Annotated in this window: 26 protein-coding genes; 6 read left to right on the plus strand and 20 right to left on the minus strand. The window is 61.8% G+C overall.

The window, feature by feature from the left end:
- Positions 1-57: 57 nt before the first annotated feature.
- The 5 genes from ABIB44_RS18950 to ABIB44_RS18970 all read right to left on the minus strand — a co-directional run bounded on the left by ABIB44_RS18950 (position 58) and on the right by ABIB44_RS18970 (position 2,797).
- Positions 58-387 (minus strand): hypothetical protein, encoded by a 330-nt coding sequence (locus ABIB44_RS18950; RefSeq protein WP_354586249.1) that lies wholly within the window; start codon positions 385-387, stop codon positions 58-60.
- A gap of 111 nt (positions 388-498) precedes the next feature.
- Positions 499-873, minus strand: a complete 375-nt coding sequence (locus ABIB44_RS18955) for a hypothetical protein (RefSeq protein WP_354586250.1) — start codon at positions 871-873, stop codon at positions 499-501.
- A gap of 57 nt (positions 874-930) precedes the next feature.
- Positions 931-1,812 (minus strand): IS3 family transposase, encoded by an 882-nt coding sequence (locus ABIB44_RS18960; RefSeq protein ID WP_354586251.1) that lies wholly within the window; start codon positions 1,810-1,812, stop codon positions 931-933.
- Positions 1,809-2,111 carry a transposase gene (locus tag ABIB44_RS18965; RefSeq protein ID WP_354586252.1) on the minus strand — a complete coding sequence of 101 codons (303 nt, stop codon included), beginning with the start codon at positions 2,109-2,111 and terminating at the stop codon, positions 1,809-1,811. Before ABIB44_RS18965 ends, ABIB44_RS18960 begins: the two co-directional genes overlap by 4 nt.
- Positions 2,112-2,236: 125 nt before the next feature.
- Positions 2,237-2,797, minus strand: coding sequence for a hypothetical protein (locus ABIB44_RS18970; protein ID WP_354586253.1), 561 nt, complete (start codon positions 2,795-2,797; stop codon positions 2,237-2,239).
- A 181-nt stretch (positions 2,798-2,978) separates the two neighbouring features.
- Here ABIB44_RS18970 and ABIB44_RS18975 point away from each other — a divergent pair, with 181 nt between their 5' ends.
- A complete protein-coding gene (locus ABIB44_RS18975) occupies positions 2,979-4,289 on the plus strand; it encodes a DUF2268 domain-containing putative Zn-dependent protease (RefSeq protein ID WP_354586254.1) in 1,311 nt (436 codons plus the stop codon).
- A gap of 623 nt (positions 4,290-4,912) precedes the next feature.
- On the opposite strand, the gene ABIB44_RS18980 is transcribed toward ABIB44_RS18975, so the two are convergent.
- From ABIB44_RS18980 to ABIB44_RS19020, 9 genes are all read right to left on the minus strand, one after another.
- Entirely contained in the window at positions 4,913-5,623 is a 711-nt protein-coding gene (locus ABIB44_RS18980) for a DUF4198 domain-containing protein (protein ID WP_354586255.1), read from the minus strand.
- A gap of 105 nt (positions 5,624-5,728) precedes the next feature.
- A complete protein-coding gene (locus tag ABIB44_RS18985) occupies positions 5,729-7,855 on the minus strand; it encodes a TonB-dependent receptor (protein ID WP_354586256.1) in 2,127 nt (708 codons plus the stop codon).
- A gap of 157 nt (positions 7,856-8,012) precedes the next feature.
- Positions 8,013-8,177 (minus strand): hypothetical protein, encoded by a 165-nt coding sequence (locus ABIB44_RS18990; protein WP_354586257.1) that lies wholly within the window; start codon positions 8,175-8,177, stop codon positions 8,013-8,015.
- A gap of 205 nt (positions 8,178-8,382) precedes the next feature.
- Positions 8,383-8,769, minus strand: coding sequence for a hypothetical protein (locus tag ABIB44_RS18995; RefSeq protein WP_354586258.1), 387 nt, complete (start codon positions 8,767-8,769; stop codon positions 8,383-8,385).
- A gap of 245 nt (positions 8,770-9,014) precedes the next feature.
- A complete protein-coding gene (locus ABIB44_RS19000) occupies positions 9,015-9,971 on the minus strand; it encodes a hypothetical protein (RefSeq protein WP_354586259.1) in 957 nt (318 codons plus the stop codon).
- A gap of 474 nt (positions 9,972-10,445) precedes the next feature.
- Complete coding sequence (locus ABIB44_RS19005) at positions 10,446-10,601, minus strand: hypothetical protein (protein WP_354586260.1); 156 nt, start codon at positions 10,599-10,601, stop codon at positions 10,446-10,448.
- 208 nt (positions 10,602-10,809) lie between these two features.
- Positions 10,810-13,146, minus strand: coding sequence for a response regulator (locus ABIB44_RS19010; RefSeq protein WP_354586261.1), 2,337 nt, complete (start codon positions 13,144-13,146; stop codon positions 10,810-10,812).
- Between the two features lie 717 nt (positions 13,147-13,863).
- The gene (locus ABIB44_RS19015) at positions 13,864-14,109 is read right to left on the minus strand and encodes a hypothetical protein (RefSeq protein ID WP_354586262.1); all 246 of its coding nucleotides are present in this window, start codon (positions 14,107-14,109) and stop codon (positions 13,864-13,866) included.
- Positions 14,110-14,172: 63 nt separating this feature from the next.
- Positions 14,173-14,703: a DUF417 family protein gene (locus tag ABIB44_RS19020; protein WP_354586263.1), complete on the minus strand. Its 531-nt coding sequence runs from the start codon at positions 14,701-14,703 to the stop codon at positions 14,173-14,175.
- A 106-nt stretch (positions 14,704-14,809) separates the two neighbouring features.
- On the opposite strand from ABIB44_RS19020, the gene ABIB44_RS19025 reads away from it, so the two are divergent.
- The 5 genes from ABIB44_RS19025 (at position 14,810) to ABIB44_RS19045 (ending at position 19,582) form a co-directional block, all read left to right on the plus strand.
- Positions 14,810-15,169, plus strand: a complete 360-nt coding sequence (locus ABIB44_RS19025; RefSeq protein ID WP_354586264.1) for a hypothetical protein — start codon at positions 14,810-14,812, stop codon at positions 15,167-15,169.
- A gap of 98 nt (positions 15,170-15,267) precedes the next feature.
- Positions 15,268-15,987, plus strand: coding sequence for a response regulator transcription factor (locus ABIB44_RS19030; protein ID WP_354586265.1), 720 nt, complete (start codon positions 15,268-15,270; stop codon positions 15,985-15,987).
- A gap of 181 nt (positions 15,988-16,168) precedes the next feature.
- Positions 16,169-17,674 carry a sensor histidine kinase gene (locus tag ABIB44_RS19035; protein ID WP_354586266.1) on the plus strand — a complete coding sequence of 502 codons (1,506 nt, stop codon included), beginning with the start codon at positions 16,169-16,171 and terminating at the stop codon, positions 17,672-17,674.
- A 130-nt stretch (positions 17,675-17,804) separates the two neighbouring features.
- Positions 17,805-18,176 carry a DUF6799 domain-containing protein gene (locus ABIB44_RS19040; protein ID WP_354586267.1) on the plus strand — a complete coding sequence of 124 codons (372 nt, stop codon included), beginning with the start codon at positions 17,805-17,807 and terminating at the stop codon, positions 18,174-18,176.
- Between the two features lie 251 nt (positions 18,177-18,427).
- Entirely contained in the window at positions 18,428-19,582 is a 1,155-nt protein-coding gene (locus ABIB44_RS19045) for a hypothetical protein (protein WP_354586268.1), read from the plus strand.
- A gap of 331 nt (positions 19,583-19,913) precedes the next feature.
- Here ABIB44_RS19045 and ABIB44_RS19050 read toward each other — a convergent pair whose 3' ends face one another.
- The 6 genes from ABIB44_RS19050 to ABIB44_RS19075 all read right to left on the minus strand — a co-directional run bounded on the left by ABIB44_RS19050 (position 19,914) and on the right by ABIB44_RS19075 (position 23,938).
- Positions 19,914-20,174: a hypothetical protein gene (locus ABIB44_RS19050; RefSeq protein ID WP_354586269.1), complete on the minus strand. Its 261-nt coding sequence runs from the start codon at positions 20,172-20,174 to the stop codon at positions 19,914-19,916.
- 36 nt (positions 20,175-20,210) lie between these two features.
- Positions 20,211-20,381: a hypothetical protein gene (locus tag ABIB44_RS19055; RefSeq protein ID WP_354586270.1), complete on the minus strand. Its 171-nt coding sequence runs from the start codon at positions 20,379-20,381 to the stop codon at positions 20,211-20,213.
- A 300-nt stretch (positions 20,382-20,681) separates the two neighbouring features.
- A complete protein-coding gene (locus ABIB44_RS19060; protein ID WP_354586271.1) occupies positions 20,682-21,275 on the minus strand; it encodes an RNA polymerase sigma factor in 594 nt (197 codons plus the stop codon).
- A 271-nt stretch (positions 21,276-21,546) separates the two neighbouring features.
- On the minus strand, positions 21,547-22,605 hold the full coding sequence (locus ABIB44_RS19065; protein ID WP_354586272.1) for a chemotaxis protein CheB: 1,059 nt from the start codon (positions 22,603-22,605) through the stop codon (positions 21,547-21,549).
- Positions 22,606-22,672: 67 nt separating this feature from the next.
- Positions 22,673-22,972 carry a hypothetical protein gene (locus ABIB44_RS19070; protein ID WP_354586273.1) on the minus strand — a complete coding sequence of 100 codons (300 nt, stop codon included), beginning with the start codon at positions 22,970-22,972 and terminating at the stop codon, positions 22,673-22,675.
- A 312-nt stretch (positions 22,973-23,284) separates the two neighbouring features.
- Positions 23,285-23,938 carry a response regulator gene (locus ABIB44_RS19075; protein ID WP_354586274.1) on the minus strand — a complete coding sequence of 218 codons (654 nt, stop codon included), beginning with the start codon at positions 23,936-23,938 and terminating at the stop codon, positions 23,285-23,287.
- Position 23,939 lies beyond the last annotated feature (1 nt).

The raw sequence follows: 23,939 nt of genomic DNA on the forward strand, positions 1-23,939 counted from the left end.
TGAAGAAAGGATTGTGATTGGGCGGAGCGCGTTTAAGCCATTACCCTTTGTCTAAATTCAACGTGCTATTTGTGTTGGGATTCCTAACCAGATGCCATCGCCGATGTTGGGCATTCGGTCCAGGGTGCGGAACAAGTCGTCAACCATCGCCCCCACTTGCGCAGGGGCCAACGGCACGGGCTGTTCGGTGAACGGGTCGAACAAATGCATCCCGTGTTCGTGCAGGAGGACGACGACCAACTGCTGGGCCAAGGTGCTGAGTTGAGCCAAGGACGCGGCCGGGTGCGCCTGCTGCAATTCGGCGACCAGGAACCAGAGTTCGGTGTAATCGTCTTTGATGATAACCTTGGCAGTGGCAACGTCGTCATCGGTGAGGGCAGGGGACATGGGCAGGGCAGTGTGGGACGAGCTTACAGGCCCGTTTTGACCGGGCGAACATGAAAGTACGCCTTGGGTTACCCTCGTAATTCTGAACAGGGCGTGTTTAAGCCACTACCGTTAAAGCGAACGGGTGCCCTGTCGCGTTTGGGCGTATAGAGCATCCCACGTCGCCGCAAACGGATACTCGTTTTGGGCCTCAAATTCCTTGAGCGAGAAGACGCGGTCGGTATCAGTCCACATGCCCATGTTTCGGTCAGTGGGAGCGAACAGAACTGGCTGGTGCTGCGTCGTAAATCCAATTTCCCGATTTGGATATCCCTCATCGTCAACTTCTACAAGCCAGTACGCCACGGTGTCCCAGGTGCGCCCGTCATAATCCGGGCTGCCTTTCGGCACCCAGATAAACAGCAGCTTTACTAGCCCATGAAGCAAACGCACGCCTAAGCTTTCTGGCTTGCCTGTCGTTTCGGGCACTTTAAGAATGGTCATCATTTAGCAATAACTAGGGTCCAGATGGGGCACCATTGCCAGCTCAGTGAGGTGGTCTAGCTAAGCCGGACAGAGTTGGGACGTTGTTTGAAGGTGGGTTTCGAAGTGATTGGGGGCTTGGTAGCCGAGCGCAGAATGCCGCCGCTCGGCGTTGTAATAGGCGATATGGTGGCTGATTTCCAGCCGGGCTTCGGTCAGGCCAGGGAAGCGGCCGCCGTCGAGCAGCTCGGCTTTGAAGCGGCTCCAAAACGATTCGGCGTGGGCGTTGTCGTAGCAGTTGCCGCGCCGGCTCATGCTCTGCACGGCGCCGTGGCGGGCCAGCAGGTCCTTGAAACGGGTGGCCGTATACTGGCTGCCTTGGTCGGAGTGCACGACGAGCCCGGCCGCTGGCCGGCGCACCGCCAAGGCGCGGCGTAGCGCCTCGCTCACGAGGTCTTCGGGCATGGTGTCGCGCACGTCCCAGCCCACAATCTTACGCGAACAGCGGTCCAGCCAGACGGCTAGGTAGAGCCAGCCGCCGCCCTGGCGGGGCAAGTACGTGATGTCGCCTACCCACACCCGGTTCGGGGCAGTGGGGGCCGGCTGGCCGAGCAAGCGGTTGGGCGCGGCGCGCACGGTCGGGTCTGAATCGGTCGTGCGCGGCACGAACGAGCGGGGCTGCTGGGCGCGCAGGCCGTGCGCTTTGAGCACGCGGCGGATGCGCCAGCGGCCCACCGCGTGGCCCTGGGCGTGCATTTCGGCGCGCAGCCGACGCGTGCCGTAGCGTTGCGCATGGTAGGCAAAGGCCGCGCGCACGGCCCCTTGCCACGCTGGCTCGGGCACGGGCTCGCTTTGCTGCCGGTGCCAGGCATAGTACGCGCTCGGCGCAACCTGCAGCACCTGGCAGAGCCGGCGCACGGGCACTTGCTGCTGGCGCTGGGCGATGTGCTGGTAGGCGCTCATCGGGTCGGCTGGCCGAAGATGACCAAGGCTTTTTTTAAAATATCCAGCTCCTGCTCGGCCCGCTTCAGACGGGCGCGCAGGGCCCGGACCTCCGGGTCGCGGGCCACTTCCACGCTGCCGACCTCGGCCACGAGCTGCGCCTGCTGCCAGCGGTAAAGCAGCTTGGGGCTGATGCCCAACTGCTGCGCGGCGGCTTGCGTGCTCCGGCTCTCGGTCGCCAGGCGCAACGCCTCGGCCTTGAAAGCATCATCATATTTGCGCCGGCCATCCGGCGACGGTTTGCTCTTTTTTGCGGTCATGACAGCAGGAATATACGTCCTACTTCTGTCCGGCCTAGCTAGACCACCTCACGGACTAAACTTACCCTCCTATTTTTGAACGGGCCGTGTTTACCGACCCACCGTTTGCGTGAACGAGGCCTTCGCTAGCTCTTGGGTTTCACGACGACCGAATCAAAAAACCGCCGCCGCTGCTCATTTCCGCTCGTCCCCGTAGCATCTTCCTTGTCCTTCGGTATAAAGTTGAACGAGTAGTTGATTTTGCCCACGATCAAGGCGCGGGTATACTTCACGACCATCTTATTTGTGCCCAGTTGAAGCCCCTTGTACTTGATTTCTATTCCCGGTCCTCCCGCCGTAGTAAAGGGGGAAGTGGCCACCAGCACGCCTTTTTGACTGCGTAGCAGTCCCGCAATGATGCCATCGTAGAGTTCTTCCCGGGCAGCTTTGCTTTGCCCTAGTTTAGCGTTGGAACGGTAATCTTCTCGGATTACCTGATAAGTGCCGTATTCATCCCCTGATATAAATACCCGCGTGTTAGAATAGCTTTTCCCCGCTGGTTGCTTCGACAAATCCACCTCGACGGCTTGCTGCGGCACTTTTACCTCTACATTATCGATGGCAAAAGGCACCCATTCGACGACGGTAAGAGCCAAGGCAGGAAAGCTAGCTAGAACGAGGAAGTAGGGAAGGAAGGTGTTTTTCATGCGCTAAAAATAGCAGTGAACGAGGTGCCATCCCTTATGCCTCCAAAACGCTCGTAAAAATGAACAAGGTGCGTTTGCGGTTCGACCGGTTGGCTGAACGAGCCAGAGAGGCGCGCTCCTGCGACACGCCTCCCTTACCGGGGCTGTTGTTTATTTGCCAGTGCCACTACCGCCCCCGCTTATGACTAAAACGATCCGCTGCGTCCTGCTGCTCTTGTTGGTGGCGGTCACCTCCCGAGGGCAAGGCACCGATGCCTTCGTCACGGCCGACCTCGACCGGTTCTGGAACGCCTACGACCGGATGGTCACCACGAAAGACAGCGCGCAGCAGTACGCCTACCTCGATGCCCTGTTCCTGCAGCCGGGCTCCCCGGGCCTGAAGGCCCTTATGCAGGCCCGCAACTACACCGCCCAGTCCTACGTGGAGGCGATCAACCGCTACCCGCTGTTCTGGCAGTCGATTCGAAAAAACACCGCCCGGGCCCCGGCCTTCGCCCGCAAAGCCGCCGCCCAGGTCCAAAAGCTGCGGCACCTTTATCCCGAATTGCGGCCCGCCACGACCTATTTCACGGTGGGCGCCTTCCGCACGGGCGGCACGACTGCGGGCAATAGGGTGCTGCTGGGCAGCGAACTGGCCCTGGCCGATCGCACCACCAATACCACGGAATTTGGCCCCGAACTGGCCCCGTTGAAAGCGCTCCTCGCCGCCCAAACCGAAGCGGACGTGCTCTTCACCATCGTCCACGAGTACGTCCACACCCAGCAAAAAACCACCCTCGGCCCCACGCTCCTGGCCCAGTGCGTGCTGGAAGGCGTCGCCGAGTTCGTGGCCGTCACGGCCACGGGCCACCGCTCGACGTTGCCGGCCCTGGCCTACGGTGCCGCCCACACCGCGGCCGTACAGCAGCGCTTTGCCACCCACCTGTTCAACCCCTCCCCTGGGTTCTGGCTCTACAGCAACGCGCCCAACGAATTCGGGACCCGCGACCTGGGCTACTACGTCGGCTACGCCCTGTGCCAGGCGTACTACCAGCGGGCAGCTGACAAGCAACGCGCGGTCAAAACCATGATCGCGCTCGATTACAACGACGAGGCCGCGCTGCTCGCTTTTGTGGACCGGGCCGGGTACTTTCCCCAAGCAAGCGCGCAGCTCAAAGCCGGGTTCAACGCCGGTCGGCCCCACGTGCTCGGCTTTACCCGCGGAGCCAACCCGGTGGCCTCGCCGACGCCCGCTCGTTCGACCATTACCCTGCGCTTCTCCACCCCAATGGACCCGCAGCATCGAAACTTTGAGCTGGGGCCGATGGGCGTCGACCAGCTGCTGCGCGTACAGCGGTTTGTGGGCTTTTCGGCCGATTACACGAGCGCGACGATCGAAGTGGAGGTACAGCCCAAGCGGCACTACCAGCTGCTGGTCGGCGACGGGTTTCAGAGCCAGGATGGCCGGTCCTTACAGCCGTTCCTGATAGATTTTACCAGCGCCGCGAACTAGGTCCCGGGCAGGTTAACGGGTCAAATACACAGCTAGGCTACTTTTTGGACCGTTTAAATAAACTGTAAGAGGTGCACCCTTAATCAGCCACAATGAAATTACTCAAAGGCACATTGGCGGTTTGGCTATGCGCTTGCTCACTCGTGGGCTGCACTAGTCGAGCAGAACAACTGATGAGCGAAGGAGACCAGCTCGTGCGCCGTGTTGAGTTGTACCAACAAAAAGCAGGCGCCCTTCCGCCCTCTCTGTCCGCGATGGGGATTGCCGAAGTAGAAGAAGGACCGCTATATTATCAGCCGAAAAAGGACACCACCTACGTGGTATGGTTTGGAACGAAGCTAGGCGAGTCGATGACTTACCATTCGGACACGAGGAAGTGGAAAGCTAGGCAGAGGTAAGAACAGTAACGCTCCTATTTTTGAACGAGTTGTGTTCACCGACCCACCATTTCAATGAACTTCTAAAGCTGTCCTAACACATGGGGCTTGGCGCGAAGACACGGCCTTTGTCCTGCGTTGGCTAGCCCCCCAAACTGTTCTATAGTGAGCTAGTTACTCGTGCCTAACCAAAACGAGCGGACCACCTGGACCGCTCGTTTTGGTTAGGCACGAGTAACTAGCTCACTATTTGGCCACGAACACCAGTGCCGCCGTCAAACTTAACCGCTGCGCATCGGGCATGTTGGCCTGCATGATGTCGTGGTCCGTCGCATAGCGGTTAATGCCCTTGAGCACGGTTACCGTCACGTCGCCGTTGGCGTCCGTCTTGGGGCCCATTTCGTTGCTGTTGTTCTCCACCATCTGATTGGCCAGCGGCTTGCCGTCCAGTAGTAAGTGCAGTTTCAGCGAGCTGCCCGGCTTCGGCAGGGACGTCAGCCCCACCGGCACAAACTCAATGCGCTGCCCCATGGGCTTGCTCATCCACGATGCCCAGCTGAGCATCGTTTTCGACCACTTCAGCGGGTGCGACGACTGCCCGCCCACCGTGCCCGCCGGCAGGGCCGATTTGCGCACGTTGCGCGACTCTTTCTCGTCGCCCACCTTCACCCAGTACCCGTTGTCAAACGCCGTCACAAACAGCGCCGGCTTGCCTGCCGGCGTAATGCTCAGTCCTTCCTTGCTCTCGGTCCGGGTAAATTTCAGTGGCTTTTGTCCCGCGTCCAGCACCTGCAGCGACGTCACTTTCGCCGTGGGGTAAGGCTCGGGAATCTTGTGCCCGTACAGGATTTTGTATACCGGCCCGCCCAGCGGGTCTACCCACGCATCGTGGGCCAGGGTGGTGAGGGTCAGAAAAGCCGCAACGGAGGCAGCCAGCATGGTGGTGGTCTTTTTCATGGGAAATGGTTGAAAACGGTTGATGATTGAATGGTGACAAAAAGAACGTCCTGCTAAGCTTGTCGAAGCATCTCTACCGCTTCGTTGCCCAGCATAATCAGTACCCTAAAATGGCAGCTTCACCCCGGCTGAAAACGTGGCCTTCGCCTGCGGCGCGGTGCGCAGCACCCCGCCCGTCACGAAGCTCATTTCGTCCAGCCCGTGGCTGCCAGCGGGGTAAAACGTCGTTTCCACGAACACCCGGAAGCCGGGATACGCGGCCGGCCGTGTGAAAATCAGCTTGCCCGACACCCGCTGAAATGCCCGGCTCTCCATCGAGCCGTCGTCGTTCAGGTGCTTGGGCCCCACCAGCTGGTCGTACACCGAGAGCGTCAGCTGGTTGGCCGCGTTGCTCGCCGCCCCGGCCGTGAAATCCAGCCCTAGCGCGCCGGTGTACTTCGGCGCGTTCAACACGTAGTGCGTGCCCGCGTCGCCGTTGCGCAGCTCGGCCTGCAGCACCGAGTAGTTGGCGAACACGCTCAGGCTGCCGGGGTTGGCCCCGAAGCGGTAGCGGCCTTCGCCCTCGATGCCCTGGCGCAGGGTCTTGCCGTAGTTCACCAGTGCGCCGGTTACCGGGTCGCTCTGGATTTCGCCGGTCTGGTCCGTGCGGTAGGCCGCCACCAGCCCGTGCAGCCGGCCCGAGGCGTCGTCCCCGGCAATTCCTACCTCGTAGGTGTTCAGCCGCGACACGCCCAAGTCGGGGTTGTCGATGTTCTCCTCGTAGCCGCTCGGGGCCTTGAAGCCGCGGGCCGCGTTGGCAAACACGCTCACCGCCGACGACACCGCGTAGGCCAGTCCCACCTTGGGGCTGAACACGCCGGGGTGCGGCTTCAAATCCTTGCCCGGATAGTCCGAATCCAGCGCCTCGGCGGTGATGTTGTAATACAGCTGGTCGTAGCGCGCGCCGAGCGTCAGTTTTAACCGCTCGGTGGGCTTGAGTTGGAACAGGCCGTACACGGCCGGCGTGTAGGTCCGCACCCGGCGGGCCTGTACCTGCTTGATTTCCCGCCGGCCCACCGTCTGGAAGCGCGTCAGGTCCGCGTCGTCGCCCCGGAAGCTCACGCCGGCCGCGTACTCCACCGGCACCCCAGCCAGCGTGCTCGCCACCGTGCGCCGCAGGTCGAAGCCCGCCCACACCCGGTTGCCTTCCTCCTTGCGCTGCGGCGTCAGGGCCCGCGTGGTGCCGTTCTGGCCCACCCGGAAGCGGGTGAAGTCGTGGTGCTGCACGTAGGCCGTGGCCGTCCAGTACTGTTCGGCGTTGTCGCCCCGGTAGGTAAACACCACGTTTTGCTGCTGCGTGCTGCCCCCGTCGGTGGGGTCCAGCGCCGCCCGTCGGGCTGTACGGCCGCTTTCCACGTCGGACTGAATCAGGTAGTTGGCCGAGCCAAATTGACTACTAAATGCCTGCACCCGCACCGCGCCCATGCCGCCGGCCATTGGAAACGAGTACTTGGCCAGCCCGTTCAGGCGCTGGTCGTGGCCGTTGTCGCGGTAGCCGTCCGAGCGGTTTTCCTCCAGGGCCACGTAGCCGCCACCCTTGGTCCGGTCCGGGCTGCCCAGCCCCGCGATGGCCACGGCCCGCACAAACCCATAGGTGCCACCCGTCAGCGAGACGCTGCTGGCCAGCCGGTCCTCGGTATCAAACCGAATGGTGCCGCCCAGGGCGTGGTCGCCGTAAAACGGGCTGAACGGCCCTTTCGTCACCTCGATGCGCCGCAGTGTTTCCGGAATGAGCGGGTTCAAATCGGTGTAGCCGTTGGTCTGAATGTCGGAGCCCTGGTTCTGCGGCACCCCGTCAATCAAAAACAGGATGTCGCGGGCGTGCTCGGTTACCACGTAGCCGCGCATCGACACGCCGTAGCCCACGCCGCCGAGCTGAAAGTTGGCCACCGTCACCCCAGCCAGGGGCCGCAGCAGGTCGCCGTAGGAGTTCACCGCCTGCCGGGCCACGTAGTCGCGCCCCACCAGCGTCACCGACGCCGGGCTGGCCGTGGCCTCGGTCGAGAGTTCCGTTTTGCTGACGGGCACCGCCCCGCCGGTCACCTCCACGTCGCCCAGGCGCTGCGTTTTCAGGGTGTCGGCCCGGGGCCGCGCATCGCTGGTTTGGCCCACTGCCGTACCGGCCGAAAGCAGGAATAACAGGCCCACGGGCATCCATTGCCCAGCCGTCTTAATCGTAAAAAGAGGTTTCATTCAGAAGAAAAAGGTGGAAGCCCCGCGTTGCAGCGCGAAGCCCCCGAATGAGAAAATAGCTGCGGTGCCCGGCTCAAGCCCACAACGGGGCGGGTGGCCCACGCTTTTCCGCGCAAGCGCCGCCCCGAGCGAGCTCGGAGCCGGGCATCACCCAGAATTAAAAGTTGGCCTTGGTCATGCAGTTGGCGCGGCACTGCGCCCGGTATTGCGTGCGCCGGCCGGCCAGGGCACCCCGTGGCTGGTCCCGGTCGGCAGCGGCTGCCGGCAACAGGGCATTCACCCGGCCAATGTCAGAAGAAGCGAAAGCGGAGCGGCCGGCCACGGGCAGCTGTACGCGAGAAGTCCCGACCGCAGCGCCCGCTGCGGGTTGGATAGCAAATGCCAGGAAAACCATAAAAAGGGAGGATAGCGACGCCCGCGCCAGCTCTATGGCCCGCACGAACAGCGTCAGCGAATGGATAAGACGAAACGGCCCGAACGCCACGCGCTCAGTACCTGAGGCAGGCCCCGCAAGGCCCGCGCCCGACTTATCCCCGCCGGGGCGGCAGCTCCATTCGGCCCCGGAAGCCCACCGGCACGGCCTTGTTCCAGGCCACCAGCCGGGCCCGGTCGCGCCCGAACACAGGCGCGGCAAATACCACCCGCGTTTCCGCCAGGCAGTGCAAATCCAGCCCTTTGAGGCTGGTCAACAGTTGGGTAAGCGGCGGTCGCTCCCCGTTTTTCTTCACCGTGTACTGCACCCCGTTGCAGTCGTCAAAGCACGCAAGGCGCAGCGTGTGCGTCAGCTGGCAGTCCCGGCTGTGCACATAGGCAAAAGGCCGGTCAATCACCTTCGCCGGCCGCTCGGCCATGCCGGCCCCCACCACCAAAAGGTAGTTGAGCAGCAACAGCAACACGGCGTAGGAGCGCACCACGGAGACAGGAAATCGGCGGATGGGGGATGAACAGGTCGTGGCTTGCGCCTGTGTTCGAAGGCAAGTACGGTAAAATAAGGTCGGGTGGGTGTTGCTCTCGTGCAATATATTTTTATCCTCGTTTGCGAAAACGACTGAAATTCGGACCCTTTCACTGAACGCACTTAGCTTTCCCCTTTGCTTACTCGTGATTTCCTTGCCCCGTTTAGCTCGCCCGCCTAACTGCCAGCAGTCAGTAGCCTAAACTACCGGTAGTAGGTATATCGGTAGACAAAAACCACCTGTAACTTTTCCTCTTCCGCGTAAGGGGCGCGCGTATAAATAAGCGTTTTGCGCTTCAAACAAGACGCCCCGTAATGACTGACTTCGCGACGCGAAACGCGCAAGTTGTTTCCCGGACGATAGTCGCTCGAATACGTGAGCTCTTCCACTTCCCGGTGCTCGCGGTCGTATTTTCTGACAATCTGGTAGGCAATCGGGCCGCCCGGCTGTTCTTCATTGAAATGCGTTTCCGCCGTCAACAGGCCGGTCGGGGCAAATAGGTGAAGCAGCAACGTATCCTGACGGCCCTTGATGTCCGCCGTTTTGTGGAGTGTGCCACTGGGGTAGTATTGGTACGTGCGTTGGTGAGCGAGTACGTTCTCGGCCGTGAAATTGGCTTCGAGCACCACTTGGTGTGCGGGGTTGTAGGTGTAGAGCGTGTAGCCCTGCAGTTGTTTTTGCTTATTGAATACGTTAGACTTGAGGGGCTGCTGACGCTGGTTCAACTCCGTGGACATGAACGCCTCGAGCAGCACGTTCCCCGACGGACGATACAGCCGCCGATAGGCGATAAACCCCTGCTCGTCGAGCCTGGTGGAATCGATGATGCCTTCGGTTTTATCTTCGGACAGGTCCACCATTTTTGTGAGCTGGCCCTTGCCGTTGTAGGTGAAGGTGCGGGTCGAAAAGCGGGTCGAATCCGGCCCGTCGTATTGCTGCCACTGCGTGTGGTGGCCCGCACGGTCGTAAAAATCTCCCTCGAGCAGCATGCGTCGGGGCTGGGCTACGCCCGGGGTCACGTCCACGTCATACTGAAAAATGGCTTTCACTTTCTGCGTGGCCGCGCACGTTACGCTCGGATACGCTTCCTGCGCGTAGCAGCTAGCCACTTGACTTACCAGCAAAACCAAAGTCCAGACGGTTGTCGCCGATAATGACATAAAGGGGGAATCAAGGAGGGAGATGAGTGGCTAAAGCTACGAGGGGCTATCCTGAGCGAAGCAGTGGAATCCTGCGGAGCGAGTGTGGCGGGAGCTAGGGTCACAAGTATTGAGATGGGGAACTGCTATTTTGCTTTCGGACCGTGGCTGTTGCAGAACTATTAAGGCAGCGTAGGAACCACGTTAGCTAACCGCGAAACGCGTGCCATGGGCCCATTAAGCACCTCTTTTCGACCAGATTTGACGCGCAGTCGTTCTTTTGAAAGGAGTGCGCCGAGTTCTGCAACAGCCACAACCCTTTACTCGGACTCCAACCAGTAGCCGATTCGCGGCGGCGGTTACGCCCGCGTCAGCCGCCAGTGGCCGGCTTGGCTGGGGAACCGATTGGCGTGGCCACCAGCGGCTGACGCCGCGGAGAAACCACCCGCGCAACACGAACCCCTGGCGGCCGGGTGCGGCCGGGGGTTCGGGCCGTTACGTTTTCCAGCCGAGCCAGTCGGTCAGCCACAAGCCGCCCACCACCAGGGCCACGCCCACCGCGACCACCACGCTCGTCACGAGGCCGATGGCCACCACCCACGCCACGCCCGGCACCTTGTCCATCCAGTCCTTGGCTTCGAAGAAACGCATGGGGTGAAGGTAACACACCACTCAGCGGGGGAAGGGTAGGCGGAAGATTTCTGCCGCCCAACGGCTAACTTGACCGGGCAACGCCGGGCTGTTCGTAGGAAAGCATATTTTTCCCGTTGCTCAAACGGCACGCGTTCACCGACCACCCTTTTGCTAAACGCCTTCTAGTACCTACTTAAAATAAAAGGTGCTTTGCCAGGGCTGGGTATCATTGGGTAACGTTTGCTGGTACCCCAGGCCCCAGCACCCAGTCATAAATCAAGCGTAACAAGTCGTCTTCCTGGAAGGGCTTGCTCAGGTAATCGCTCATGCCCGCGGCCAGGCACTTGGCCCGCTCCCCGGAAGTGGCGTTGGCCGTCAGGGCGATGATGGGCAGTCCCGGACCGAACTCCGCGCGCAGCACGGCGGTGGCCTCGTAGCCATTGAGGACCGGCATGTGTACGTCCATCAGCACCGCGTCGAAGGATGGCGCGGCGGCCCGCACCGCGGCCACGGCCTCCGCGCCATCTTCGGCCTCGCTCACGTCCAGACCAGCCTGTTCGAGCGTGACGCGCGCCAGCAAGCGGTTAAACGCGTTGTCTTCGACCAGCAGCACGCGCCGGCCCCGCAGGGCTTCGCGCCAGGGGCCCGCGCCGGGCCTAAGGGGCCCGGGTAAGTCCTGGGCCGCGCCCACCGGCAGGCGCAGGGTGAAGCCGGCGGTGGTACCCTGGCCCGGCGCGCTTTCCATTTGCAACTCCCCCCCCAGCAGTCCCACCAGCAGCCGGCTGATGCCCAAGCCCAGGCCCGTGCCCCCGAACCGGCGGGTCACCGAGGCATCCTGCTGGCTGAAGTCGTCAAAGGCCTGGGCCAGGTAAGCCGGGTCGATGCCTATGCCCGTGTCGCGCACCGTGAACGCCACCTCGGCCACGCCATCGGCGGCGGGGCGCACCAGGGTACAACTCACCCACACCCGGCCCCGCTCAGTGAACTTGACGGCGTTGCCCGCCAGGTGGAGCAGAATTTGGGTGAGCCGGTGGGGGTCGCTGCGCAGCACGGCGGGCACCCCGGCCTCCACGTGGATGATGAGCTCCAAGCCTTTTGCTTCGGCTTTGTCCTGCAACGTCTGAACGACTTGGGCGCACAGCTGGCGCGTCCCGAAGCCCCCAATTTCCAAGTCGAGCCGCCCGGCGTCGATTTTGGAGCAGTCGAGGATGTCGTCGACCATCACGAGCAGGTTCTCGGCCGAGGCCGTGATGGCGTGCAGGTAGTCGGCCTGCGGCCCGCGCAGTGGGGGAGTAGCCAGTAGCCGGCTCATGCCCAGAATAGCGTTCAAAGGCGTGCGGATTTCGTGGCTCATGTGGGCCAAAAACTGCTTTTTTACGTGGGTGGTGTGCGCGGCCTGCTGTTCGCTGACGTCATGGGCGACCAGCACCACGCCCACGACCTCGTCGTCGTCGCCCCGGTAGACCGCGCCGTTGAAGCGAACGTCCGTCAGTTGGCCGTCTGGATGGCGTAGGGTGAGAGACGAATGGGCCACTGTGCCCTGGGTAAACGCCGTTTGATACACCGCCCGCGCCCCGTGCGGGTCGGTGAAATAGGCGCAGAAGTCCGAGCCCACCACGGCCTCGCGGCGCAGGCCGGTGATGGCTACGGCGGCCTGGTTGAGGTCCGTAATTTTGCCATCCGGGCTCACGGTCACCAGCGGGTCCCGGGTGGCCTCAATCAGGCTTCGGGCGTACTTGATGACGAGCAGCTCCGCGGCACGTTTCACTTTTTCCTCGTTCTGAAAGGCCAGCTCTACGTTGGCCAGCACCAGTTCTGCCGCCCGCTTCTCCTTCTCCGCGTTCTGAAACAAGAGTTCGATGTTCGCCAGATGGAGTTCTTGCGCCCGTTTTTCCTTTTCGCGGTTTTGAAACGCCAGCTCGCGGTTCGCGACGAGCAACTCCTGCGCCCGCTTCTCCTTTTCTTCGTTCTGAAAACCTAATTCCAGGTTGGCAATGAACAGCTCGGCGGCTCTTTTTTCTTTTTCCTGGTTTTGGTAGGCCAGCTCCTTGTTGGCCAGGCGCAACTCGGCGGTGCGCTTTTTTTTCTCGGTGCGCTGAAAAGTCAAGGCGACGTTGGCCCGGCGCAGCTCGTTGATTCGTTGTTTTCGCTCCTGGTGCTGAATCGCGAGTTCTTCCTGGGCCCGGCGCAACTCCGAAACCCACGCGGGCCCGGCCACTTCCCGCACCGTGAGCGTCGCGCCCAGCACCCCGCCCTGCGCGTGCTGGTGCACCGCGCCGTCCAACAGGACTTCCGTCGTCAGCGTGCCCGTGCGGGTACGGAGCGTGAACGGCAACTGGCGGACGGTCCCCTGGGCCAGCAGCTGCTGATAGGCCGCCCACACTTCTTCCGGGGCGGTGAAAAAGGGGAAAAAATCAGCCCCCAGCAAGTCGTCCCGCTCCACGCCTGTCAGGAGCAGGGCCGCCTCATTAGCCGTCAGGATAAAGCCTTGCCGATTCAGGGTAAACTGCGAATCCGGGCGCGCAGCCAATAGCGGCCGGTGCTTCTTTCCCTGGTTCTTCATGAGGTAATGGGTACAGACGCAGAAGCCCGGCGTAAAGGGGGCGGGCGAAGCAAAGGATTCCGGACGGATGGATAGGGGAGGAAGCTTCCCCGTCAGACAATCAATCGCCTCGCCACAGAACGCCCCACCGATTCATTTATTAGTGTGCTTAGCTGATTAAATTTCAATTAATATAGCTCCTACAGCTGATTAAACCTAAATTTAACTATAGAAAGCTGCTTTTGAACAAATAGACGAAAAAGTTCGGAGCCCCGCTGGAACGGTTTAGGTGCTCGCGGTAAGTCGCCAAACAGCATTGCGACAGCAATCGGCCCTAGCGTAACGGCCAGCAAGTAGGCAGTCGAAAAATAGGCTCTTTTGCCTGAACGGGATTCTTCTTGCGAAAGGGCGCATTTACATGCTAAGCACAGAATCTTCTAATTGTGAGCGATAGCAGAGGGGTGCGTTAATCCGCCTTTTTATAAGAAGAATCCCTATTATTCCGCCTGAGTGGTTAAAGAGAAGCTGCCCTGACCAAGTGAGCGAATTATGGCAACACAGGATAATCCCAGCGGCCTTCTCTGGGGAACTGAAAAGTAAAAAATACTCGATAGGCAATCCTTGTATCACAGTATCTAATGCTCTCCCAGTTCACGGGCCCTGGGCCGGGGGCGGCGGTTGATGAGCCGGCCCAAACTCGTCGAGCCGCGAATAATGGCCGGCTACGTTGAGCGTCATCTACTCTTTCCAGATGCAGCCCAGGTAAATTTCGGCGGTCAAAATCAACTCCGCGTCGTAGATGGGACCAGCGAGCACCGCGCCATCGGGGCCAACAATAATGCTGCCGCCGTGCAGCACAAACGCGTCGGGCGTGGCGGCCAGCTCCGAAATAGGCGTTAGCTCGGCGGGCAGGGCGGCGGCTCCAGCATCCCATAGCAGCCAGCGAAGCCGGTATACGAACTGCCCGAGAAATGCTATAGGCAATCGTAAGTAGCCAACCGGCAAACCAGAAGGTACGGGCTGTTTCGGGCGCTAGCCGGCTGCGCCCTAACTTCGGTACATAGCGGCCCGGCGGGCTTCGGCGGCCGTGTAAAGAGCCGCGCCCAGCAGGGTTAGGTCTTTGATGAGGAAACCGCCCGCCCCGCCCGGCACCCAGAGTCCATCGACGAGCTTGAACAAGCCGGGCGTGGTCAGCAGGAAGGAAAGCGTAGTCAGAAACATAACTATCGCCCCTAAGCTGCCCAGCCACGACAGCCGGGGGGCCACCGGCCGTAGCGCAATCAGCCCGGCAAGGAGCACTTCTGTTGTGCCCACTAGGTTGGCCACCGACCGCAGACTAAACACGTCGTAGAGCCAAGCAAACAGGGGGCTGTTAGTGAACAGCGGCTTAATTGCCGCCGCCTCGGTGGGCGTAAATTTAAATACCCCATACCAGAGCACGATGAGCACCAGGCTGTAGCGCAGCACAAAATCCCCTGCCTTTTCGAGCCGTGAAATGGGTAGGGCCGGCACAAACCCAATGGCTGGCGCAAGTGAAGTGGTGGGCCGGTCGACCAGCAGCGAAGTAGGGGTCATCATGTTTTATTGGTTGAGTTGCCCCATTGGACGACCGTCAGAACCGGTACTTACAGGTAACCACTTTTTTTCCCAGCCGGACCTGTTTTATTTTTAGAGGCAGTGCGTTTTGGGAACGCTGACGAGCTTCGCAAAAGCCAAACAAGAGTGGCAGGATTTCATCAATACCGGCCTTCAGCCCGAGGTGCGAAGAGAGCAATTGCATCCGCTCCTGAAGATGCGGCTTGCTGTAACTGGAGTTGGGACGGTGTTGTCGCAAAAGGGCTACCTGCGGAAGCTGTTGGTACGTGGCCGCAACGATTTTGAAGTAGTCTACCGGAAACTGCCTCCTCCCGTGGTACTGTTTTGCTGCTGCTTTTATCACGAAATTGTTCTGAACCAGCATAAAACGCTCCCTAGCCATCTATGGAGCATCGAATACTTGCCGCGCAGCTTGGCCCGTGCACCCAACGACCTTTATTGCGTTTAGTCCCGTGGACGGGCGCGATGATTTTCCGTTGGAAAACGCGTTGGCCGACCTGCTGTCGGGGCGGTGTTGCTCCCTGCCCGTCCCTTAACTTCCTTGACATGACCAACTGTTCGCTTGTAATTGAAGACGACCCTGATATTGCCTTCTTGGTGCAGGTGAACCTGCGGCAGCTGGACTGCGCCGCCGACTGGGCAGCCGACGGGCTGGAAGGGCTGCGCCTGGCCACCGACAACCAGTACGACATCATTATCCTCGACATCATGCTGCCCGGCCTTGACGGCATTGAGGTGTGCCGCCGCCTGCGCGAGCGGGGCGTACGCACGCCTATTATTATGCTTACCAGCCGCGACGAGGAAATTGATAAGGTGCTGGCCCTGGACCTGGGTGCCGACGACTACCTGACCAAGCCTTTCAGCGTGCGCGAGTTAATGGCGCGGGTGAAGGCCCGGCTGCGACGTTTCGCCCCCGAGCAGCAGCCGGGCTTTGCTGGGGCCGCCACATCGGCCACCCGTTTCACGCACGGCCCGCTGGTGCTCGACACCGTGCTGCACCGCGTGCTGCTACGCGAGCAGGTGGTGGCGCTCACGGCTAAGGAGTTTGACTTGCTGGCGCTCTTCATGCGCCACCCCGGCCGCGCCTACACCCGCACGCAACTGCTGGAGCAAGTGTGGGGCACGTCCTATGCCGGCTACGAGCATACAGTTAACTCCCATATCAACCGCCTGCGCGTCAAGATAGAGCGCGACCCGGCCCGGCCCGAGCACATTCTTACTGTATGGGGCGTAGGCTACCAGTTTACCGACACACTGAGTAGCTGAGCCTAGCGCAGTCCGAACCTGCCTTCCGCGAGCTGGCGGCGCGGGCCGTACTGCCGGCGCTTATCGTGTTGGCAATCAAATCCGGCAACTCCTGAACAGAGCCATCGTACCAACTAGCTATATGAGCATTTCCTGGCGTCCTGGAAGGTTGCAGCTGCGGCTGTCAGTACTGCTACTGGTCTTGCTTCTGGTTGTGGGTGGCCTCTACGTAGCGCTGCTCTCGCGGCTGGCCGCCCGCTACGTGGCCGAGGACCTGCAGCGCCGCAACCGCGGCCTGGCCAATTCGGTGACCGTCGCCCTGCACCTCAACGAGGGCACCCACGAGCTGTCGGCCGCTGCGGTGCGCCAACTCTTCGAGGCGGCGATGACGGTCAACCCCTACATCAAACTCTACTTTTTGGATGCCCGGACCGGCCGCATCCTCAACGCGTCTGCCAAGCCCGCGGAATTACGGCTGACGCGGGTGCCGTTGGGGCCGGTGCGGGCGCTGCTGGCGGGCCGGCAGCCGTTACCCATCTTTGGGGCCGACCCCCGCCACCCCGGCCGGCCACAGCCCTTTTCGGCGGCGCTGCTGCGCACGGCCGGCGGGCAGCCCCGGCACTACCTCTACATCACGCTCGCTGGCGACCCGGCCGCCCCCCCGCCGGCCGACCTGCGCCGCAGCCATATTCTCCAGTTAATCCTGCGCACGCTGGCCGTGGCCGGGCTGGCCGTGCTGCTGACTGGCCTGCTACTGATTGCCTTGCTTACCCGCAACCTGGACCGGCTCACGCGCGCTGTGCGGCGCCTGCAGCACGGCGACTACAGCGCCCGCGTCACGGGCATCAGGGGCCGCGACGAGCTGAGCGACCTGGCCGAGGCATTTAACGCCATGGCCGCCCGCACTGAGCAGGCCGTGGGGGCCTTGCACCGCGCCGATGCCCTACGCCGGGAGGTGCTGGCCAACATCTCGCACGACCTGCGCACGCCGCTGACCAGCATCGAGGGCTACGCCGAAACCATTCTGCACCCGCCGTACGAGCTCACCGCCGCAGAGCGGCAGCGCTACGCAGGCACCATCCTGGCGAATACCCGCCATCTCAAGCGCATGGTGTCGGAGTTGTTTGAACTGAGCAAGCTGGAGGGCCAGCAGGTCCTGCCGCACCCCGAGCCCTTGGCGCTGGCCGAGTTGGTGCAGGACGTGCTGCTCAAGTTAGCCCCGCAGGCTCAGGCCGCAGGCCTGGGCCTGCACCCGGACTGGGGCGAGACGGGCGCGGCCCACCTGCCCATGGTGTGCGCCGACGCGGGCCTGTTGGAACGGGTGCTGCAAAACCTGCTCGACAACGCCCTGCTCCACACGCCCGCCGGAGGGCAGGTGTGGGTCCGGCTCCGGCCCGCTGATGTGGGCCTTCAGCGTATCGGCGTGGAGGTGAGCGACACGGGCCGGGGCATTGCGCCCGCCGACCTGCCGTTCATATTTGACCGGTTTTACCGCGCCCCGCGGGTGCGCACCAGCCAGCAGCCGGGGCTGGGCCTAGGCCTGGCCATTGCCCGCCGCATCGTGGCGCTGCACGGCGGCGAGCTGACCGTGCACAGCACCGAAGGCCAGGGCACGTGCTTCGCTTTTTCGGTGCCGGTGCACGAGGCCGGCCAGCCCTGCCGGCCGGCCGGAGACAGCCACGCGAAACGTGGTGCAGTAACACAATAAAATATTGATTTTGTGACCGTTTCGTGATAACTACCGGCTAGTTTTGGCGTTGTAACAATCTGACTTTCCGCCTTGCGGGCGGCGAGCATACACATCCCTCATTTCAACCCCCATTTCCATGAAATTCCTTTTGAAAGTTCTCCCAACGCTGGCCCTAGCCGCATTGTGCTTCGCCACGCAGGCCCAGACCGCCCCGATGAAAGGCGACAAGATGAAGATGAAATCCGGCTCAATGAGCAAAAAGGGCATGATGCGCGACGGCACCATGATGAAAGACGGGAAGATGATGATGATGAAAGACGGCAAGATGATGGCCATGACCGAGGACATGACCATGAGCGACGGCAGCATGTGCATGAAAGACGGCATGTGTAAAATGAAGGATGGCACGATGATGAAAATGAAAGAGGGCGACATGATGGCTATGGACGGCACCATGATGCACCACGGCGGCAAAATGATGCACCACGACAAAATGGGTAAGATGAAGTCCAAGATGTAGCACGTTTGGGTTCGCAAGGCGGGCCTGTAAGCAGTGTTGAAGAGAAGTCCCGGCAGTTTGCCGGGACTTCTTTTTTGCGAGGCATTCCGCCGCACGCAGCCGCCGGACTTCCGGGCGCGACAATGAGCATTAAAACGTGACTAAATCGTGACACCTCAAGGTTGGCCGCCCACGTTCAACCTCAACTTCCGCAGACGATTGAACTGTTCAACCGGCCTGGCAGGAGCAGTGCATTCTTATCCCCGGCCATCATGAAACTAACCCTTGTTCTTCTCTGTGTGCTGCCTTTGCTGGTCTTTTCCTGCAATAAGAATGACGAGCCGGAGGCTGTGCCCGAAGCCAAAATCCGCACGCTGCCCAACCAGCTGGCCAGCGCCGCCCAAATCGACACGATAACGGCCACCGCCGTACTGCCCCTTTACCGCGGACAGGACGCCAGCGGGGGCGACGTGTACTACATCATCACCGAATGCAATAATGTAGACAAGTCCATCGAGCTGGGCCTGAACTGGACGCCCAAGCTGGTGCACGCCATTGGCACGAAGGCCACGCAAACGGCCACCGTGGTGACCGGTGGCCCAGCGAACCCGAATAACTTTCCAGTCCTGAAATTTGCCGGCAATGTGGACTTCGCGCCCGTACGGCGGCTAGTGCCGGGCCCGCTGGGCTTCCCGCTGGACCCCGCCTCGACACCGGGCTCGGTGGGCGACGCGGCTTACAGCCCTCTAGTGACTTTTGATGGCAAAATCGTGTACAACGCCTCGCACCTAGCCAACCGCACTGGCATGCACGACCGGGTCATTAGCATGGACAAAGTGGCCATGACCGTGAAAATGCGGCTGGCCCGCGGCTTCTACGAAGGCTTCCCGATTCTGTATTCGACCACCGAAACCTCCGACGACGATATCGCCGCGCTGGAAGACAATACCTTTGCCCCCAACATGAACGCCGCGCCCTTCGCCGGCGACGATAAATCATTCCGCTCGGCCCGCGAGGCCCTGATTCCGGTCATCAACGGCCCGATGGGCTTAAATAATCCCAAGCGGCAGGGGCTGCGCTCAGCTGTGGCGGGCGAAGGCGACCCGTTGAACATATTTCAGGAGCAGGCTGGCTGCGATAACGCCGACGACCCCGGTGCGTTCTGCGACGCGGCCGGCTACAGCCCCCTTTGGGATGTGCACCCGGTGATGTGGACCGACGCGGCCATCGCCGCTGGGCTCCGCACCCGCGTCACTACTGACAAGCGGGAGGTCATTGCGCCCATCAACATCATTGAGTTGTATGCCGATGGCTTTGTGCGAGCTGGTGCCCCAAACGGCCCCCGCAACGCCTCGCTGGGTGGGCTCAACGCCGCCAACTTTATCGTCAACTGCCCCATTATTTTTGTGCCGGCCCGCGCCCGATAATTCCCGGTCAGCACGGCCCTGCTTGCAGTGTGCGCGTAGCGGGATACCAGATTCGGCTTTTGAAACGAAGGTCAGCCGGTTGAGCGGGGCTAGAAATGACGGACAGAAGAAGAACGTATATTTCTTCTGTTACGGCAAGCAAATTCAGCGGAACGTCGCCTGACAAACGGCGTAAATATGACGAGGCTGTTAAGGCCGAGGCCCTTCGTCTGGCCCGCACGGCGGCTTCGGCGGCCAGCCAGAGGTAGGTAAAATCGGCTAAGCTCACGGCCAAGTACAGCCCACTGCGGGCGGTGTCGAAGCGAAAGTGGCCGTCGGGGCCGTCGGCCGGTTAATGCACGTTGTGCTGCACTGGCACGCTGGTGTCGAACACCCGGCAGCAGAAGGCCTTCAAGGCCGCGGCCTCCACAGGCGGGAACCGGGCCAGCAACAAGCCGGTGGCCGGGTTCGAATATCCTAGAGAGAAATCCATCACCGCGGTGCCGTCCGCTCCCCCGGAAACCGGCCGCAACAGCAAGAGCCCAGCCAGTGACAATTTGAGCAAGGATTGGTGCAGCTCTGGCGGGCAGGAAGAGTCGGGAGGCGAAAGCACGGCGGCAATGGTAAACAGATGTGAGGGTGCCGGCCATTAGTCGCTGGTGTCCGGTCCGGCGTCAATGAGCTGTTGCAACCGGTGCCGAGTTTGCAGTCCGACCCGCACGCTGATGGCATACAAGTCGACTTCCCCATCGACGTAGCGCTGGTACAAGTCCAGTAACTCGTCCTTGGCGTCTTGTTCTTCGGCGCGGGTAAGGACCAAGGCGCGGGCAGCAATTTACTGGCGCTGTTCGCGGGTTTGTTCGGCTGGGCCAAAATTTAGGGGAGCAAGCATGGCATTGTGGGGGAGGTTGACGAGGTGTTTTAGCTAACAAAGCCGCCTGTGGGCCCAGGCCTTGCAAAAAATTCTGGTGCCCGATGGAATGCAAACGGACCCAGTCGCTCGTGCCGTCGGGGCCTCTCCAATAGCGACGGACCGCTCGCACGGCCCGTACTTTTTAGCGCCGGGCCGCTTGCGCGAACCCGGACTTTTTTCTTCCGGCGGCCATTGGCTCCGGCCGGTTCAGGTGCTACCCTCCCGAAGTAACGGCACCGGTCCCGCGCGCGCCAGTCCCGCCAGTACTCGAATGGCCGCCCGCGCCCGCGTTTTCACCGTGGCCAGGGGAATGCCGAGTTCTTCGGCGGCTTCGGCCTGCGTGCAGCCGCCGAAGTACAGCAGGTCGATGACTTCGCGCTGGCGGGGCTTGAGTTGCCGGGTCAGGTCCCGCACCCCAATGTGTTCGGGCTGGAAGGAGACTGGTGCGGCAACCCACGCCGCATCAGCCCCTTCCAGCGACCTGGTTTGGCTGTGGAACCGATAGCGGGGGCTGCGCAGCATGTCAACGGCGTGATTGGAGCATACACGCGCCAGCCACGTAAAGAGCCGGCCCCGCTCGGCATCGTAGCTAGCAAAGCTGAGCCAGACCTTGAGCCAGGCTTCCTGCAGCACATCCTGCGCCAGGGCCTCGTCGCGCACCAGGCGCAACACCACGGCCAACAGATTGTTGGCGTACCGCGCGTACAGCAGGCGCAGGGCTTGCTCGTCGCGCGCCAGTAGGCGCTGAATAAGCAGGGCTTCGTCAGGGGCCGCCTCACGCGGCGCGGGCACTGGATTCATATCGTATATAATGACGAGTCGGATTCAGACACGAGGGAGTAATTAGTTACCGATGTAAAGGCACGGCACGACGAGCCGCTGCGCCGGGAGCGGTTGATGAGAAACAGTCATTTCGTTAGCCGACTGCGCGTGCCACCGGGCCACGTCTGAGGCCGTGTACTTGGTCCACACGCATTCCCGCAGACAGGCCAGGCACGAGCAGAACAATAAGAAAACCAACAATACCATAGTAGCTGAGCTTGGATAAGGAGATGCTTCTGAAGCCGCCGGCTTAGGGGAGTCTTTTGCGTTCAAACTGCAGGTCGCCGCTGAGCGACTCGTGCTTGAGGATAGATTCGTGCACGACGCGGGCTTGCCGGCCGGTCTGGTCGGCTTTTTGGAAAAACAGCTCGGCCACCGCCGTTTGCAGCGTTTCCGTGAAGTGCATGCCAATGTTGTGGAGCAGCATCTTCGTTTCTTCCAGCCCGCGCATGGCCTGGTAGAGCATGCTTTCGACCGATTCCGTGACCTCACTCAGCAGGGCGCTGACGGTGTAGGCGTGCCCGGTGTGGCAGCGGTAGCGAATCAGCTTGCCCTCAATGAGCTGGGTTAGTGCCCCGTGACAATCGGGGCAGGTAAAAGGCGTGAGCTGGCCTTTGTCGATGATGCCCAGCTCGAAGCCCCCGCCCTGCTTGGCAATGGTGAGCTCGATTTGGAGCAGGTCCAGCTCGGCGGCGGGCAGCCGGGTTTTGGCGGGCGCGCGCTCCCGCATCAGGCTTACCAGCAGCGGGCCCATCTCGGACAGGGGCACCACGTAGTCGGCCGCCACGAATTCGAGGGCGTTGGTGGGCATCGACGGCTGCTCGGCGTCGCGGGGTTCCTGCACCACGGCCAGCCCCCCCATGCGCTGCACGCTCCATAGCCCTGACGTGCCGTCGTCGAGGTAGCCCGTGAGCACCACGCCAATCACGCGGGGGCCGTAGGTGTACGCGGCCGAGCGGAATAGCGCGTCGATGGACGGCCGGAAGCGGTTTTCCTTCGGCCCCCGCGTCACCAGCACCCGGTCGTCTTCGAGCAGCAGGTGGTGGTCGGGCCGGGCCACGTAGATGACGCCGGCCGCCACCACTTCCCCGTTCTGCGGGTGCCGGACTTGCAGGGCCGACACCGAGCTGAGCAGCTGCGGCAGGATGCTCGGCGAATCGGCCGGCACATGCATCACCACGAAAATGGGGGCCGGAAAGTCGGCCGGCAGCGCTTTCACCAACGTCATCAGGGCCGCCACCCCGCCGGTGGAAGTCCCGATGACGACGATGTCCCGGTACGGCTTGCGGGTTTTGGCGGGCGTGGTCATGGGTGTTTTTTTAAGGTAAAGTCATCCGGCCCGGCTCCAGGCCGGCAGGGGCAGTGGCAGGCAGCGCTTACTCGTCTAAGTGGAACAAGTCGTCCAGCTTCAGGTGCCACAAGCTGCGGTGCAGGCTCGGATGCACGTTGCACAGCCCCAGGCGGGTCCCCCGTTGGCTTATTTGCAGCAGCTGCGTCACGAAGCGGCACACGCCCAGCGGGTGCGGCAGCCGCCGCCCGCCACAGTCGACCAGCAGGTGGGGCGGCGGCGCGACCAGCAGCACGGCCAGCTGTTTCGCCGTTAAATCAGCCAGCCGCACGGGCGTTAGCGCCGGGGCGGCGGGCCCGGCAAGCAAGGCAGGATAGGAAACGGACATAGGGACCAGGGGAAAGCACCGGGTGAGCCACCAAAATGGCCGGTCACGTTCGGGACGCCTCGTGAAAGACCAGCAGGCATCCTTTCGGTTGTGACTAACCGGTCGATACAAGCTTATCCAGCACTTGTACAAAGGAACTGGCCCTCAACCTAGCAGGCTACAGCAGATGTACCCGATTTGTCAGGGTAGATACCCATTCGCGTCCCCGTATAAATACGGTGATGCCATGCCCCGGCCCGAATGCCAAAGGGCCGGGCGGAGGGCGTAACGGACGCGCTGTCTGCAAGAATCACCTGCGGCTGACTAGCCCACCTATTGCTGAATCAAGCCCCGCTCCATAGCGTACTTCACTAGGGCCGGGGTGTTTTTGACCCCGGTTTTTTCCAGCAGACTCTGGCGGTGCGACTCCACCGTGCGCCGGCTGGTGAAGAGCTGGTCGGCAATTTCCTGGTTGGTAAGCCCGCTGGCCACCAGTTGGAGAATTTCCCGCTCCCGGTGCGTCAGGGCCACGCCGGGGCCGGCATCCGGGGCCGGGTTGCGGGCCTCCTGAACCAGTAATTTATCTAATAATCCCAAGCCGATTTCCGAGCACAAAAACCGCTTGCCAGCGGCCACGCCTTGGAGCGCCGCCACAATTTCGTACTTGTCGGCGCTCTTGAGCACGTACCCGTGGGCCCCCGCCGCCAGGGCTTCGCCGATGGTGCGCTCGTGGGTCATCATCGAGAGCAGCAGGATGCGCAGGTGCGGGTACTCGGCCCGCAGGCGGTGGGTGGTGGCCAGCCCGTCGAGCACGGGCATGTTCAGGTCCAGCAGCACCACGTCGGCGGCCACGGCGGGCAGCTGGTCGAGCAGCTCCTGCCCGTTGCCGGCTTCGCCCACTACGGCAAACAGGGGGTCGGCCGCGAGCAGCGTGCGCAGCCCGTCGCGGATGAGGGTATGGTCGTCGACGATAAAAACGCGAATCATG

Source organism: Hymenobacter sp. UYCo722, assembly GCF_040547115.1.
Lineage (GTDB): Bacteria > Bacteroidota > Bacteroidia > Cytophagales > Hymenobacteraceae > Hymenobacter.